This is a genomic window from Paenibacillus spongiae (genome assembly GCF_024734895.1).
GTDB classification, from domain to species: domain Bacteria; phylum Bacillota; class Bacilli; order Paenibacillales; family Paenibacillaceae; genus Paenibacillus_Z; species Paenibacillus_Z spongiae.
In genome coordinates, this window is sequence record NZ_CP091430.1 from 2,887,734 (window position 1) to 2,903,629 (window position 15,896).

Genomic DNA, 15,896 nt, shown 5'->3' on the forward strand with positions numbered 1-15,896 from the left:
GGTCAATGCTATCAACACTGCCGCATATGAACTGGGATCGAATTTATGCCGTGCTGACAGATGAGATGTGGTCGTCTGCCGGCGCTATTCTAGGAACAATCGGCGTCTTTCTGGGTGCTTGGTTAGGCGCCAAATTCGGGTATAAGCAGAACGTCAAGCTGCAGAATAAGCAGATGCTGGAGAACAAGGAATCGTATTTATCTCTGATTCGGTCCGAGCTCTCAGATAACGGCCACTTTCTGAAAGTATCGACGGATCTGTTCGATAAGAAGCAGAACCACCTGGAAGATCTGAAATTCGTATTCGAAGGTCTGCTGCTGGCAGCCGGCCATGTCAAGTCGGATAATCTCGAAGCTGCTATAAGGGCTAATGTGATCGCTATGCTGCCGGTTGAATTGCAAGGGAAATTAAGGGGCACATACTCCTCAGTATCACATGTCTGCTTCTTCATGAGGATGGAAGCCCATAAATACAATCGTGATCAGAATTTATCCTATAAACAGTCCTTGGAGAATATTAAGGAGCTCATCCATGCCTGCACGGAACTGATTGATGGCTGCATACAAGCGTTGGATGAACAGGAAAGGTAATACAGGGAGGGTCAGCCAACAATGGAGCTGCGTCAGATGACGACCGCGTTTCTGCTTAATCGACAGAATGAAGTGCTGCTCATGAAGAAACAAACAGGCAGACTGTTCGACTTCAAGCACTGGAGCAGTGTAGGCGGCCATATCGAACCCGAGGAGATCCATGATCCGATGAGCAGCTGCTACCGGGAGATATTCGAGGAAACAGGGATCGGGCAGCACGAAATAACAGATTTGAAACTTGCCTATATCGTGCTTAGGAAGAAGGAGGATGAAATTAGGCAGCATTTCATCTATTTTGGTAGCACGGAGCGTCAAGATGTTGTAAGCTCGGAGGAAGGCGAGCTCCACTGGATTCATCTTCAAGATATCGACAAGCTGATGCTGCCTTCAACGATAAAGCATGTATTCAAGCACTATCGCGTGAGCCCGCGCCTGCAAGAGGTTACAGTCGGAATTGTAACGAAGCGGCATGACGGGGTGTCAGCCATGCAATGGATGGAGCTGACCGATCCAACCGTCTTCTAACGATCGTCCTATTCATGCAGCCAATTATGCCGGTCAAGAGAGGAATCTGATTCATGTCCGCTGCTTCCGCTAACAAATGGGGAATTTTACATATTGTCAATATGGGGACGCTCATCTCCACGCTCGATGTCGGGATCGTCAATGTTTCGCTGCCGATAATGGCGAAGCAATTCTCGGTATCGCTCGCTCAAGTTCAGTGGGTGGCTACAATCTACCTGCTCACGATGGTCGTATTGCTTCCGTTCATGGGGAAGCTATCGGATCGGTTGGAGCGTCGTAAGGTGTACAGCTATGGTTTTCTTATCTTTGGGATCGGATCATTATGTATCGCCGTATCGCAAGGCTTCATCGGTCTCCTGCTCTCCCGCTGCTTGCAGGGGATTGGCGCCACGATGATTATGGCGAACAGCCAAGCGATGGTGCGCGAAGTGTTCCCTGACCATGAGCGCGGCCGTGCCCTGGGCATCAATGCTGTCGTCATATCGGCAGGCACATTATCCGGGCCAGCCATTGGCGGACTCATGCTTGAATTCGTCGACTGGCCGTGGCTGTTCTGGATTAACGTGCCGATCGCACTCGCCGCATGCGCACTAGGCTTCCGCTGGTTCCCGCGGTTCAAGAGCGCCGGGGCCAAAACCCGGTTCGATGTGGTCGGTACGGCGCTGCTTGGTGCCGGAACCTGTCTGCTGATGATGGCTGCCGAATCGGTGAAAGAGGGCGGTGCGTTCTCCATCTCCCCGGAGGCATGGATCCAAGGATCCGTCGGGATCGTACTTCTCCTTGCTCTGTGGCTGCAGGGACGGCGTATCGACTACGGCATTATTGACCGTGAACTATTCCAATACCGGAAGGTCTGGCTGGGCAACGCCAGCTCCTTCATGATTAATCTCGCACAGACGGCCACTCTAATCCCGGTCACGTTCTATCTGCAAAATCAGCTGGGCTACTCGGCATGGACGACAGGCGCGCTTCTAATGCTCCAGCCTCTCCTGATGGGCATCGTCGCTCCATTCGCAGGCTGGTTCCGCGACAAGTACGGCGGTTCGTTCCCGATCGCGGGCGGCGCGTTTCTTTGCGCATTGTCGATGCTGTTCGTGGTGTTCATGCCGACTGTCTCCGCAATGAGCATCGGCCTGCAATTGGCGGTCTTCGGCATCGGCATCGGGTTGTTTCACGCTACGAACAATGCCGAAATTATGAGCGCCGCGCCAGCATCCAAGAGCAGTCTCGCCGGAAGTCTGCTTGCGCTGGTACGCTATCTCGGCCAAATCGCAGGCATCGGCATCGCAACGCTGCTGGTCGGCTCTATGGGTATTTCGGGTGGCGAAGGGGAGTCCTTCGGCATCCCGATTCGGATCCTCTTCGGTCTTTGCTTCGCATGCTGCCTCGTTGTTGCTGTGGCAGGCCGACTGCTTCCGAAGGAAAGGCCGGACTCGAAAGCAATATCGGCATGACGATTCGATGGAAATCGTGTGTGAAATGTCATTGAAAGGAAGGAGAGATTCCGATACAATAGGTTTTTGATTCGAGGATCCAGGAGGAAAGCGCATGAAGGCGATAGATGTACAACAATTAGTGACCCGGTTCTCTCTAGAGGTGCTGGCCGGAGAGACAGAGCTTCATCGGAAGATCACCAAGTCGCGCGTGTATCGGCCGGGGCTGGAATTTGTCGGTTACTTTGAATTCTTTCCGCAGGAGCATATACAAGTGCTGGGCAAGAAGGAAATCAATTATTTGCATACATTGACGGAAGAAGAACGGAATCTTCATATCGGTAATATCGTCAAGTATCATCCGCCATGCTTTATCGTTACGGCAGGTCAAGAAGGACTCAAGTACTTGAAAAAATACTGCAATGAGGAAGGCATCCCTCTTCTCCGCACAAGTTCATTAACGACGGATTTCCTGGGGATCATGACCGCATATCTGACAAAGACGCTGGCCGAGGAAATAAGCGTTCACGGCGTGTGCGTCAACGTGGCCGGGATCGGTATTTTGCTGAGGGGCAAATCCGGCGTCGGCAAGAGCGAGACGGCCCATACGCTGATTAGGCGGGGGCACCGGTTAGTGGCGGACGATATCGTCGTCCTGAAGAAGCTCAGCCCGCAAACCTTGTTGGGGACGCATGACGGGAAGACGAAGGAATTTCTCGCGTTACGCAGCATTGGACTGGTTAATGTCAGCCGGCTGTATGGGCGAAAGGCCTTCCAAGATGAGACGAGGATCGTTCTCGACATTGAGCTTACGCAATGGCAGAATAATTGTCTGAATAACGAATTGGAGCTTACGCCAAGATTCTCGGAGTATATGAACGTAAGCATTCCGCATATTGAAATTCAGCTGCAGCCAGGCAGGGATGTGGCCGGACTAATCGAAGCCGCCGCCAACAACTGGTATCTGCGCCAGCAAGGGTACAGCGCGGCGGAGGACTTCATGAAGCGTCTGGAGATGGACTAAGCTCAGCGGCGCACATTATAGATATGAGAGAAGCTCCTGGAATCGGAATGATCCTAAGGAGCTTCTCTGTCCTCACTGTCAGGATGCAGATCAATCAAGCGTGTATTTGCCGGTGTTAATGATGTATAGATTTTTCAGCGGATAGCTGCCGCTCGCATATTTGCGCGCACCGGATTCGAAGCTGATATAGAGCTTGCTGCCGGCCAAAGCAATGCCTTCGGACATCGGCGGCATGGTCAGCTGTTTGACCAATTTGCCGCCTTCACCGCGCGTATATACGAGCAGCTTGCTGGAGTTATAGCGTCCGCACGACTGGCTGTACACGACGCGATCCGCGGTAAGGGCCATACCTTGAATGCGGTCGGGCGTGCTCCATATGTACGATGCTTCCGGATGAGATGATAGACTATCCCTAGCATTCAATTTGTATCCGTACACCCGACCCTTGGGACCGGCCGCACACATCATTATTCCTTTATCCTTGCCATCCATATATTCACCCACCCATAGGACGCCATTCGAATAAGAAGCATAGGAAGCTTTATGGCTGAGATCGTACTTCGTCATGACGACATTGCTGAAGTCTTCTTGGCTGGCCAGCTTGCTGAGCGGGATCTGGTAGACTTGCGTGCCGGAGGCGACCCATAGATGGTTCCTGCTCGCCGCCAGTCCGCCAACATGCCCGGTATGCTTCTTGCTGCCGCTTTCGTATAGATAGAAAGTCTTTACCCGTTTATTGGTTGCCGTGCTCGCAATCGAGATGACGCTGGCGTGATTCTTGCCGGATCTGCCCCAATAATGCGATACGATCACCCAATTTCGGCTGGATACCAGGGCGAGCCCCTGCGGTACCCATTCCTTGGTGCCCGTCAGTCCGGGGATTGCAGGCCCTTTAACAGATACATGATGAAAGCTGCTGTAGCTTGATTTAATTGCCGCCGCTTCCGTTACATCCGGAGTTACCGCCGCTGCCGAGCCCCATATTAAGGCGGTCCCCAGGAGGGCGGCAGCGTTAAGCTTCAACGATTGCCGCAGCAACACATCCAGCCCTCCCTTCATGATGAGCAGATCTTAACAAGAGTGTTATTTCGCGGTTATTTACAGTATCGCATATCGAAGGAATTACATACCTGGAGCAGGAATCTTGTGGTAAAATGTTTCGAAGCAGCGAGCGGGGGAGTGAATCCAATAACGATGATTTATCATGAAAACCGGTTTTTCAGTCTCGATTATTTATCCGTGGGCAATGACAGGCAGAAGCATGCCTATCGAGTATTGAATGAGCTCGGGACTCTTGAAAGCCTGCAGCCATACCATCCTTTGTTAGTGGGCACAGTCCCGATCGGCATCGACATTGCAGGAAGCGATCTGGATATCATCTGTGAAGCACGGGATATGGATCGGTTCGAGGAAACCGTGAAGCAGCTCTATCAAACCTATGAGAACTATCGTCTCCGCAGGAGGAGCGTTCATGGAATCGAGCGGATCGTGGCGGGATTCACCTATGAGGGGTGGCCGATCGAAATCTTCGGACAGCCTGTGGTGACGACGCATCAGAATGGATTCAGGCATATGGTCGTCGAGTACCGGATATTAGAGGCTCTGAATGACGAAGGGAAGGCACGGATCCGGCAGCTGAAAGAAACGGGGCTTGGAACAGAGCCGGCATTCGGTGTCTATCTGAGTATCCAAGACGACCCGTATCCGTTTCTGCTCCGCATGTATGATTGGGAAGATGAAGAGCTATTGGCGTTCTTGCATAACCTTTCGAAGGATATGAAGGCGTGAAATCCTGAAAACGGATTCGCAGCAGGATTTCACACCCGATCCTTCAGCATTCCGCGTTCGTCAGTTCATTCGTGAAGATCCGTTTGTATTCCTCCATGCCCAGCTTCGCGACCGATTCCGGCGCGTAATGAAATTGGAGCGCACGTCTGCGCTTCGGAGAAAAGTTGTAAGGCGTTCCGTGATAGAGAAGCCCATGGAAGAATAGAATGCCGCCGGGCTGCAGGGGAACGGCGATATTGCGCTCCACAGGCACATTGGCATCGCAGATCTGCCAGTCGCGCAAAGCGTAATGGGGGGTGGCGCCATCCATATGCGAGCGTGGAATGACATGCATACAACCGTTGTCAATACCGGCTTCGTCAAGGGCGATCCATACCCCGATCACCGACTTATTAAATGCCAGCGGCCCGTAAGCCATGTCTTGATGCCACGGTTTTTCACCACCGCCATGAGGAGGCTTGAGCAGCGCCATATCCTGGGCAAGCTTCGACGGTTCGCCAAGCAGCTGCTCGACGATGGACAGTATTGTCGCATGTTTGGCCAGCTCGCCTAACCGCTCTTCTCCGTCCACGAATTTATATACTTTTCTGACGGCTAATTCCATCTCTTCCTGTGTCCGCAGCTCGCTTCGGGGCTTGGTGAATTCTACGAGGCCCTTCATATCTGGATTGGCGATGATATCGGAGAGAGCGCACTTGGCTGATTCGATTTCTGCAGCCGATAGGATGCCTTCAATGGCAAGGAAGCCCTGCTGGCGAAACAGCTCCTTATACTCTACTTTCCATTCCGATGGTGAAGCCAGCGGTTGATGAATGCGATAGATCGGATATAGCCGCTTATTGATCTCCAGCGGTTCGGCGGATAATTTGCTCATATGCCTATCAACTCCTTGATTAGGATTGGAATCTTGCCGCTGCTTTAAAGATAACGGATTTGGGATGCGATCTAGAATGGCGGAAGAAGGGTTGTTTTTGTAGGAAGCTGCACAGCAGGCAAGGTTGGGCAGCGAGAAGGAGGCGCGGGATGGACGAATTTGCCAGGCGGATTGTAGACTATCAATTGCGCAATGGTCATGATTGCGGAAAGGCGATTTGCGAACCGGAATGGATCTGGCAGCCACGTACCCCGATGAAGGATTACGATATCTGGTACGTGATGAACGGTCATGGTGATATTCAAGTCAATGGCGTACTATACGCCGTATCCAAAGGGATCTGCATGCTTCTCCAACCAGGGGATATCGTTGAAGCTCGCCACGATCCCGAAGACCGGCTTACGGTCATCTATCTCCATTACACCATGGTGTTGCCCGAAGGACAGCTTGTCCTGGAGAAGAGGATGCCACGTTACGTTCGTCTTGAGGACCCGCAATGGCTGGAGCATTATTTGCAGCGGCTGTTAGAGGTCGACAAGTGGGTGACAAGGTGGAAGGAGGAAGAGTTCGATCTGCTTCTGAAGCTGACCTTGATCAGGCTGGTCAGGGAAGCTGAGCAGCAAGAGCAGGAGCCTTCCGTTTCCCGAATGAACCGCCAGCGGATTCAGCAGGCGTCCGATTATATCCGTCAGCATATGCGCGAGAAGCTGACGCCTAAGCAGATCGGAGATGCCTTCGATTGCTCGCCGCGCTATCTGAGCAGACAGTTCAAACAATTTCTCGGAATTTCGTTGAAAGAGTACATCACCCGCGTGCGGATGGAGCGGGCGACTGTGCTGCTTGCCGAGACGTCCATGACGATTACTCAAATCGCGGAGGCCGTCGGCTACTCGGAGCTGTTCTATTTCTCCAAGCTGTTCAAACATGTCTATGGGGTCTCACCGCAATATTACCGTTTCAAAGGGGTATTATCGGAGAAACATCCCGGTCCAGCCGATCGTTCATAAATGGAAGGAGCGTTCAAGCATGAATCTCTATCACTTCAGTGAAGAGCCCGATATTGCCGTCTTCAAGCCGAGAAAGCTGGAATACCGGAGCGACGAGCCTGCAATGGTATGGGCGATCGATGAATTTCACGCGCCTCATTATTACTTTCCTAGAGAATGTCCCAGGGTATGCATATGGCCGAAGGAGGATACGACGGACGCTGACCTGCAGCGGTTCTTCGGCCAGTCCGGAACGACACGCATCGTCGCAATCGAGACAGCATGGTATGAGCGTATGAAGAAGGCGGTCATTTACCGTTATCGCTTCAATACCGATTCGTTCTCCTGCCACACCCCTGATGCCGGATATTACATATCTTTGAATACGGTAGAGCCTTATTCCGTTGACCGGCTTGACAGTCTTCCGGAACAGATCATCGCACTCGGAATCGAGCTGCGGATCACCCCGTCATTGCGTCCCCTGCAGGCTGTTATTCCTTCGTCGACCGTAAACTTTTCGATGATTCGAATGAAGAATGCCACTCCATAATTAAATCCGAAGGCCGGTGAAGGCATGTTATTCGATTTGACGACTGCCACTGGACCAATCAGCTATAAAGGAGCTGCTCCCGACTAATTAGCTGACTAGTGTGCTCGTGGAGAGCACACTTTTTTGCCATGCAGGCCGTTTAAATGGTTTCTGCCTGGCAGCGGCGGAAGGAAGCGGTTATTCCGCATAACGGCACCGAAGTAACGTATGCGATAATGACACTGTGTTAAAAGTTTCTCATAAAACCCCAAAACCCGGTCATTCATTCGAATCCTTGTAGGGATACGCCCGCTCTAGCACGGCAGGCCATCAAGAAAGGAGAATTTTGAATGAACCCTGAGCAATCGAATGCAAGCATACGCAACTTCACGCTGTCCAGCGAAATTTTCATGCATGCCAACCTGGACATCTATTCCCAAATGACCTATATCGTACTCAGTTCTTATATGTCGGAGTCGAACAGGCCGAGTTTGGCTGAAATCGCACAGAAGGGCCGGATGAGCACGAAGCAGGCGATGAATTCTATGCAGCGGCTTGTCTTTCACAAGCTGATTCCGCATAAATTCTATCGTCAGATGATCAATGAATTCCAGGATGACCGGTTGTCCTGGTCGGCCAAAGGACTGCTCACGTATTGTAAGGAGAATACGGTAACAAGTATTGATGAGCTGCTAGTCCTCTGCGACCAGACGGATGAAGATGAACAAAGCATCCGCAAAGCGCTGGACGAGCTTAAATCGGCGGGCTACCTGGAAGATTATCCTGAGCTCAATAGAATCGTCAGCTAAAGCGGCGCTTGGACGCCGAATGTACTACGGGACGACTGTTTTGCCCGAAGAGTTGAATATATCTAGTTACGTGTTATAATGGATTTAACTTTTTCGAGGAGGTATCCAATTAGACGCGATGTGGACCTAATTCTACAGTCAATCATGAAATTTGATATGAATGACAAAGTAGAGGCTCTGCCCGTAAGCGGAGCGGAATAGGATACGTGCGTCTAAAGGGGAATACTCCTTAACCATGGATTATGCGAGGATGAGGATTGGAATCTTGCATAGAACCCAGGTTTGTCACCGCTTCTTTACCCATCACCGGGTATGGAAGGAGGGGGCTTTGTACGGTTATATTCCGTTTTTCCGACGCCGCCGGCAGCAGCCAGCGGTGTTTTTTTGTATTCGATTTCGGATTGGACTCGTTCAGGTTATTGTCGTTCGTTCAGCGTAAGCATTCATGGCGGCGTACAAATGAAACCTAAGAGGTGATCCTATGACATTGATCAATTGTCGCAATTTAACGAAAAGCTTTGGAGACCTGACGGTTCTCCGGGATGTGAATCTGGATATCGCTCAAGGGGAGCGAATCGGACTGGTAGGGATGAACGGGGCCGGCAAAACAACGCTGGCTAACATCATCTTCGGGAGCCTGCAGCAAGATCGCGGTTCGATCACGCGCTACCACCGGGGGATGAAAATCGGCTATTTGCTGCAATCCACGTCCTATACCGTCCATACGTTCTCTTCCATGGCGGATGATTATATAGAAGATGGCGGCGTAGCGTTTCTGGAGCTGGCCAGCCATCTTGGTCTGAAGAAGGTGCAGGATTGGGATGCAGGCCGATACGAAGGCTTGAGCGGCGGCGAGAAGACGAAGCTGGCGATCGCCCATATTTTTGCCTCCAAGCCGGACATTCTCATTCTCGACGAGCCGACGAATCATCTGGATCTTCAAGGCGTCGAATGGCTAGTCAACGAGCTGAAATCATTCGGAGCCACTGTGCTGATCATTTCCCATGACCGCTTTTTTCTCGATCAGTCGGTGGAGCGGATTATCGAGCTCGAGGATGGCGTGGCTCACGCTTATCCGGGCAATTACACCTTCTATCGCGAAGAGAAGGCGCGAAGGTACGAGAGTCAGCTCCATCACTACATCGAACAGAAGAAAGTGGAGCAGAAGATAGAAGCGGAGATCGATCGTCTCAAGAATTGGTCCTCGAAGGCCCATCGCGAAGCGGGCAAAGTGGGAAAGATGGCCGAGATGCGGGGGGTAAAAGAGTTCTACCGGACGAAAGCGAAGAAGATGGACCAGCAAATCAAATCACGCATCAAGCGGCTGGAGAAGATCGAGGTCGAAGGTGTTCAGAAGCCTAAGGAGGAAGCCAAGATCCGCTTTGAGGTCGACAGCCCGGATAAGCGCGGCAGACGGATCGTTGAAGCGAAACGGATGAGCAAGTCATATGGCGACCGGGTATTGTTTCACAACAGCTCCTTTGCCATTCAGCGCGGTGACCGGATCGGGCTTCTCGGACCTAACGGCTGCGGCAAAACTACGCTGATCCGCATCATGACAGGCAAGGAGACTGTCGACGAGGGGGAATTATGGCTGAGCCCGACTGCCAAGGTGGCTTATCTGACCCAGGATGTAACGGATCTGAATCCCGAATGGACCGTGCTCAAGCTCATTGAAGACGAATACCACATTCGCAGCGATGCCGGCAAGGCTCGTACGCTTCTGGCCAATATGGGGTTTGAGGAGTCGATGCTGAAGAAACCGATCAGCCAGTTAAGCTTAGGCGAACGGACGAGGGTAAAGCTGGCTCAGCTTATCCTGCGGGACAATGATGTTCTCATACTCGACGAGCCGACCAATCATCTCGATCTAGCCAGCCGGGAGCAGCTGGAGCAGACGCTGGATTCCTATCTGGGCACGCTGATCGTCGTATCGCACGACAGCTATTTTCTCCAGCGAATCTGTCAGAAGCTGCTTGTATTCAACGAAGGCGCCATACGCAAGTTCGAGAGCGGCTTCAATGATTACATGGATAAGGGAAAACAGAAGAAGCCAGCCCCCGGAGAGGATGCGCAGCATCTTGAAGAGCAGAAGATGATTATCGAGACCCGGATCGTATCCGTCCTCGGAGAGCTAAGCAAATATACCGTGAACGACCCTCAATACGAGGCGCTGGATAAGGAGTTTCAGATGCTGATTCGTAAGAAGAAGCAGCTGTCTCAGGCATAGCTTATTTATAAATCTTCACTTGCAAGTTCGATCTTCAATATAACTGGTTAACAAAGAAACCTTTCCTTGGTTTGTGTCGACTCACACGAACAGGGAAAGGTTTCTTGTTAAAGCTGTAAAGTAAATGTTCCAGCAATAAAAGGTCAGGTGATACTGTAGGGATAGTCTTTGTAATAATAAATTCAAGGGTATCCAGGAACAACAGCGATCGGAAGAACATTCTGCCTGCGAAGCGGACTGGTGTTCAATCTTTCATTCCATCAAGGTAGTCCTTACAGATTGTTAAGAAAAACCATCCCATTCACATAACGTCGGGCGAGAGAGTGGAAGCTTGCGGTATGAACGGCGATAACCGCAACGTGAATTGCATTCTTCAGCGCATCCTGCTGGCTGGACGATAGATTGCCGCGGTCCTTGGCGCATTCATTGGAAAGCTCGTTGATCATTTGATCCCACTTGTTAATGAAATCCATCCGTTCGCCTGTGAAATTCCGGTACCGCTCATCCAGAATCTCATATAGCTCCGAATATGCGGCATAGAACGCCATAGGAGAAATGGAGAGCCTCTGATCCGACCAGGTCTGGCCGAACATAAGTTCAAGCAGCTTTCGAATGGAATCATAATCGAGCGTAGAGCGCAAATCTTCTATGATGAAGAACAACGCGACCTGCTGAAGCGAGTATTTCTTGCCTTCCGCGGGCTGCCCGATAAAATCCTTGAAATCCCGTTTAACCCAGTTTTGGATCGAAGTGACGCTGAATTGGGTATACTCGATTTGTGTGCCAAGAGAAACAATATCGCTTAAGGATAAGGCGGGCTTAACCTGAGCTTTAATCATCCGCTCGATAATCGGCGGCAGAGAAGTTGCAACGAAGGCGGACATCGAATTGCCTTGATCGAAAGCCTGCTGATGATTCGCGCGCCAAATATCTTGAATGATGGCAAGCGGCGGGCGATCCGATTGTCCGTTCAGAGCAAAGAGGAGTGCAGCCATATCTCTACGGGTTAATGTTAAAAGTTCCATCTTTATCACCTCAATTGCTGAACAGTTCTTATGAACCAATCATAAAGTGCCCCTGCAAGGATGTCAAAAGGAAATATTCCATAAGAATGAGGTATTGATGGTCAGTTTTGGGCAAATCCAACCTGAAATAACCGTTTTTAAACGCATACCGCAGTTGAGAAGTTTGGGTCGGTTTATTAGAATAGTTCATATGAACCTATAGTAAGAACAGCTCAAATTTCTAGTAGAGGGAAGGTCGAAATGGTCTTTAATTTGTTTTTGGTCGCTGTACTTATTCTGTTAACCGCATTTTTTGTCGCAACTGAGTTCGCCATTGTTAAGCTGCGTTCGAGCCGGGTCGATCAGATGGTTGCGGAAGGTACGAAGAACGCCCTTGCTGTTAAGAAAGTCACTTCAAATCTGGATGCCTATTTATCGGCGTGTCAGCTTGGAATTACGATTACGGCGCTCGGTTTGGGCTGGCTAGGCGAGCCGACCGTCGAGAAGATGCTGCATCCGTTGTTCGAACGCTTCGCTTTGAGCGAAAGTGTGAGCAGTATTCTGTCGTTCGGTATCGCATTCGTCGTGATGACCTTCCTGCATGTGGTGCTCGGGGAATTGGCGCCGAAAACAGTAGCCATCCAAAGAGCGGAACAAATTTCGGTGCTTACCGCGCCGCTCATTATTTTCTTCCATAAACTCATGTATCCTTTCATATGGACATTGAACGGATCGGCTAACGCTTTCGTCCGCATATTCGGCATGAAGCCTGCCAGCGAGCATGGGGAAGCCCATTCGGAGGAAGAAATCCGCATCATTCTTTCGGAGAGCTATGAGAGCGGTATGATCAACAAGACGGAATTAAGCTATGTCAATCGGATCTTCGCATTTGACGAGCTGCTCGCAAGAGAAATCATGGTTCCACGGACGGATATGGTTTGCTTGTACGCCAACCATTCGCTGGAAGAAAATATGAACGTCATTAAAAAAGAACAATATACCCGATTCCCGGTGGCATTAGGCAATAAGGACAATATTATCGGGATGGTGAATACGAAGAAGTTTTTCCTAAGCTATGACAATAACCCCGATTTCGATTTCAACCAGTTATTGCAGCCGGTCATGACCGTTCCTGAAGGAATGCCGATCAAGTCGCTGTTGAAGAAGATGCAGCAGGAGCAGGTTCAAATGGCCTTGCTGCTGGATGAATACGGCGGAACGTCCGGATTGATCACGTTCGAGGACATCTTGGAAGAGATTGTCGGGGAAATCCGCGATGAATTCGACAATGACGAGAAACTTGAGATCGAGCCGCTTGACACGAACCGGTATGCCATCCTTGGCCATACATTAATCGACGATGTGAATGAAACGTTGGGCTCGAATCTGGATCATGTAGAAGTGGACTCCATTGGCGGCTGGCTGTTCAGCCATCAGCCGGAGCTGGAGAAGGGGATTCCGTGGCAATATGAGAATCTAACCTTCACCATTCTCGAGAAGGACAAGCATCGCATCCGCAAGATCGAAATCGTGAAGGAAGAAAATATAGAATCAATCAACGAATAAGCACTCCCGCGCATAGTATAACGCAGGGTGATCAGATGAATAAGCTGTTTGAATACATGTACCTCAATTTATGGCTTCTGCTGCTGTGGGCGACCTTAGTGACCCACCAGGGAGTCGTGCAGCCGGCGATCGGCAGCGTAATCGCGTATTTCGCGATTATCGGACTCATCAAGATGCCGAGGATTAAGCAGTACATGCTGAATGAGAACAAGGGGCAAGAGGAATCCGATTCGAATTCCGCTTAGCTAAAGAGGCCTGAAGGAAGCTGCCGCTTCGCTTGGGCCTCTTTGTCATTTCAGGACGTAAATTGAAGCAAATGAAAAATGATTCCATGAATGGCTCCCGCCTTTTATTGACATCATTATAGTCAAAAGGGGGAGAATAATGAGCATTCGGTTATTGAAAATGTTGGTGTACGTGATCATCTGGGCTGCGGTATGGCAGAGCAGCACTGCTAATGCCTATGCATATGCAGCCCCTGCAGCGGATTCGGCAAACGAGCAGGCTCGTATAAGCGTGAAAGCTTCTCCGGCTGCCGCCTACGAATCCAGCCTCCCGCTTGATGACGCCGCCTGGAGCAAAATGGTTCGCGAGGGCATTGCCCGCAAAGCTCAGGAATATCCAAACTCGGATACATATGTAACGGTTCATCATAAAACGTATGTCGTAGACGCGTCTTACAATCTCTACGACCCGGCGGAAGCGGTGTCGATCCAGCTAGAAGATGCTGGCCGTCAGCAGCTCCGTGCCTTCATGTGGCTTCTGAGAAGCACTCATTACGGGGTGAGCATTCCATGGGAGCAAGCGAAGCGCCGTTTCCCGTTAAAATCCACCTTCACGATTATGGATGTGGAATCAGGCTTGCGGTTTGAAGGCCAGCGAAGAGCAGGGAGTACGCATGCCGATGTACAGCCGCTAACCAGGAAGGATTCGGGCATCATGAAGCGGATCTATGGCGGGAAGTGGAGCTGGAAGAGGAAAGCGATCCTGGTCATCAAGGATGGACAGGCGGTCGCGGCATCCATGCATGGCATGCCGCACGGCGGTGACGGAATTCCGGATAATGGCTTCAGCGGTCACTTCTGCATCCACTTTCCCGGCAGCAGCACGCACGGATCGGGTCTCGTGGATCATGACCACCAAATCATGATCTTGAAGGCTGCAGGCGCGCTGGAGCATTATATGACGCAATCGTCCCCTAGCGATATCGTCGAGCTGTTCTTCACTTCCATTAATCAGAAAGAACCCGAATTGATGACGGCGATCTTCCCGCACCGCGCGCATGAACAGCTGGCCTCCGTCAAACAAGAGGTATCAAATATTACCGCCATACGCAGAATAACGGATTATGACCGGCATGCGTCAAGCGATATGCTGGTCAGCGAAGCTGCCGTACGGGCAACGATCCACAGAACAGGCTCTCGGAAAGAAACCCGGACGATCCTGTTTCAGCTGAGACGCAGCGCAGTATGGCAGCCGTGGAAGGTGGAATCTGTCGTCTTCCATAAATCGCGAACGTAACTTATATGAAATGCAAGGAGTGCGCTGCATGAAATGGCTGCTGTTAGCTGTTGCAATTGGATTATTTCCGCAGGGTGAGGTTGGCGTTGTCGACCGGCTGTCGATCGTACACAAGGGTCATCCGGTCGGCAGCCTCAATCGGGTGGAATATGAAATTCCAGCGTCATCGCTGGTTGATCTGGACAAATTCGATTCCTATCTGAATGAGCTCGATAAACGAATCATTCAAGCTCCCCGGAATGCCGTCATTGGCGATCATGGAGGTATCATTCCGGAACAGACGGGGTATAAGCTAAATAAGCGAATATTTACCGACAGGTTCTATGCCTTCTATTACGGCAAAGGATCTTCCTTCATCGATGCGCCGTTGACCGCGGTGTATCCCCGTGTAGACAGCGAGCTGCTTGCGGACATCAGAGTGAAGCCAATCGGCCAGTACGTCACTTATTATAACTCCCGGAACAAGAACAGATCCCATAATATCTCTCTTGCGGCGAAGGCGATAAATAATGTCGTCGTATTCCCGGGTGAAAGCTTCTCCTTCAACCAGAGCGTAGGCGAGCGCACGAAGGGAAGAGGGTATCTGGAGGCCCCGGTCATCGTAAGAGGCGAGCTGTCGGAAGGGATCGGCGGCGGAATCTGCCAAGTATCCTCGACGCTGTACAATGCCACAGACCGTGCGGGCCTTCAGGTTGTGCGCCGCTATTCGCACAGCAGGAACGTTCCTTACGTGCTGCCGGGCCGCGATGCAACGGTAAGCTGGGGCGGACCGGATTATTCCTTTCAGAATCAATATAACCAACCGGTTCTCATTCGCGCATCGGCAGGCAGCGGAATGATGTTCGTCGGCATCTACTCCTCCGATGTGATCGAATACAAGCCGCGGGAAGTGCCGGGGATGTCCGATCAGCTTCCGGAAGAGATTTCGATTGAAGCGAATCAGAATCAGCTGACCGAGCAGTAGAGGTTCGAAAGAGGGCAGCTGGAACTGCCGCCCTCTTTCCGGAAGTATATGTT

Annotated in this window: 16 protein-coding genes; 13 read left to right on the forward strand and 3 right to left on the reverse strand. The window is 51.0% G+C overall.

Translation table 11 applies throughout. The features are described from left to right. Nucleotides 1-5 precede the first annotated feature (5 nt). The 4 genes from L1F29_RS13400 to hprK all read left to right on the forward strand — a co-directional run bounded on the left by L1F29_RS13400 (nt 6) and on the right by hprK (nt 3,572). Complete coding sequence (locus L1F29_RS13400; RefSeq protein WP_258388798.1) at nt 6-590, forward strand: hypothetical protein; 585 nt, start codon at nt 6-8, stop codon at nt 588-590. A gap of 21 nt (nt 591-611) precedes the next feature. Continuing rightward, nucleotides 612-1,115 carry an NUDIX domain-containing protein gene (locus tag L1F29_RS13405; RefSeq protein ID WP_258388799.1) on the forward strand — a complete coding sequence of 168 codons (504 nt, stop codon included), beginning with the start codon at nt 612-614 and terminating at the stop codon, nt 1,113-1,115. Nucleotides 1,116-1,168: 53 nt separating this feature from the next. Further along, nucleotides 1,169-2,569 (forward strand): MFS transporter, encoded by a 1,401-nt coding sequence (locus tag L1F29_RS13410; RefSeq protein ID WP_258388800.1) that lies wholly within the window; start codon nt 1,169-1,171, stop codon nt 2,567-2,569. 94 nt (nt 2,570-2,663) lie between these two features. Continuing rightward, the gene (gene hprK, locus L1F29_RS13415; protein WP_258388801.1) at nt 2,664-3,572 is read left to right on the forward strand and encodes an HPr(Ser) kinase/phosphatase; all 909 of its coding nucleotides are present in this window, start codon (nt 2,664-2,666) and stop codon (nt 3,570-3,572) included. A 90-nt stretch (nt 3,573-3,662) separates the two neighbouring features. On the opposite strand, the gene L1F29_RS13420 is transcribed toward hprK, so the two are convergent. Beyond that, nucleotides 3,663-4,613 carry a hypothetical protein gene (locus tag L1F29_RS13420; RefSeq protein ID WP_258388802.1) on the reverse strand — a complete coding sequence of 317 codons (951 nt, stop codon included), beginning with the start codon at nt 4,611-4,613 and terminating at the stop codon, nt 3,663-3,665. 153 nt (nt 4,614-4,766) lie between these two features. On the opposite strand from L1F29_RS13420, the gene L1F29_RS13425 reads away from it, so the two are divergent. Next, a complete protein-coding gene (locus tag L1F29_RS13425; RefSeq protein WP_258388803.1) occupies nt 4,767-5,360 on the forward strand; it encodes a DUF4269 domain-containing protein in 594 nt (197 codons plus the stop codon). 43 nt (nt 5,361-5,403) lie between these two features. Here the strand turns inward: L1F29_RS13425 and L1F29_RS13430 are convergent, their stop codons facing one another. After that, a complete protein-coding gene (locus tag L1F29_RS13430; RefSeq protein WP_258388804.1) occupies nt 5,404-6,234 on the reverse strand; it encodes a phytanoyl-CoA dioxygenase family protein in 831 nt (276 codons plus the stop codon). Between the two features lie 149 nt (nt 6,235-6,383). Between L1F29_RS13430 and L1F29_RS13435 the strand changes: the two genes are divergently transcribed. From L1F29_RS13435 to abc-f, 4 genes are all read left to right on the forward strand, one after another. Further along, nucleotides 6,384-7,241 (forward strand): helix-turn-helix transcriptional regulator, encoded by an 858-nt coding sequence (locus L1F29_RS13435; RefSeq protein WP_258388805.1) that lies wholly within the window; start codon nt 6,384-6,386, stop codon nt 7,239-7,241. A 19-nt stretch (nt 7,242-7,260) separates the two neighbouring features. Further along, nucleotides 7,261-7,770 carry a DUF6886 family protein gene (locus L1F29_RS13440; protein ID WP_258388806.1) on the forward strand — a complete coding sequence of 170 codons (510 nt, stop codon included), beginning with the start codon at nt 7,261-7,263 and terminating at the stop codon, nt 7,768-7,770. 329 nt (nt 7,771-8,099) lie between these two features. Further along, entirely contained in the window at nt 8,100-8,558 is a 459-nt protein-coding gene (locus L1F29_RS13445; RefSeq protein ID WP_258388807.1) for a hypothetical protein, read from the forward strand. 481 nt (nt 8,559-9,039) lie between these two features. Further along, complete coding sequence (gene abc-f, locus L1F29_RS13450) at nt 9,040-10,788, forward strand: ribosomal protection-like ABC-F family protein (protein ID WP_258388808.1); 1,749 nt, start codon at nt 9,040-9,042, stop codon at nt 10,786-10,788. A gap of 272 nt (nt 10,789-11,060) precedes the next feature. Here abc-f and L1F29_RS13455 read toward each other — a convergent pair whose 3' ends face one another. Then, entirely contained in the window at nt 11,061-11,813 is a 753-nt protein-coding gene (locus tag L1F29_RS13455; protein ID WP_258388809.1) for a DUF1836 domain-containing protein, read from the reverse strand. 240 nt (nt 11,814-12,053) lie between these two features. On the opposite strand from L1F29_RS13455, the gene L1F29_RS13460 reads away from it, so the two are divergent. From L1F29_RS13460 to L1F29_RS13475, 4 genes are all read left to right on the forward strand, one after another. After that, nucleotides 12,054-13,358: a hemolysin family protein gene (locus L1F29_RS13460; protein WP_258388810.1), complete on the forward strand. Its 1,305-nt coding sequence runs from the start codon at nt 12,054-12,056 to the stop codon at nt 13,356-13,358. A gap of 35 nt (nt 13,359-13,393) precedes the next feature. Beyond that, on the forward strand, nt 13,394-13,603 hold the full coding sequence (locus tag L1F29_RS13465; RefSeq protein WP_258388811.1) for a hypothetical protein: 210 nt from the start codon (nt 13,394-13,396) through the stop codon (nt 13,601-13,603). A gap of 139 nt (nt 13,604-13,742) precedes the next feature. After that, a complete protein-coding gene (locus tag L1F29_RS13470) occupies nt 13,743-14,879 on the forward strand; it encodes a hypothetical protein (RefSeq protein ID WP_258388812.1) in 1,137 nt (378 codons plus the stop codon). A gap of 28 nt (nt 14,880-14,907) precedes the next feature. After that, the gene (locus tag L1F29_RS13475; protein WP_258388813.1) at nt 14,908-15,843 is read left to right on the forward strand and encodes a VanW family protein; all 936 of its coding nucleotides are present in this window, start codon (nt 14,908-14,910) and stop codon (nt 15,841-15,843) included. Nucleotides 15,844-15,896 lie beyond the last annotated feature (53 nt).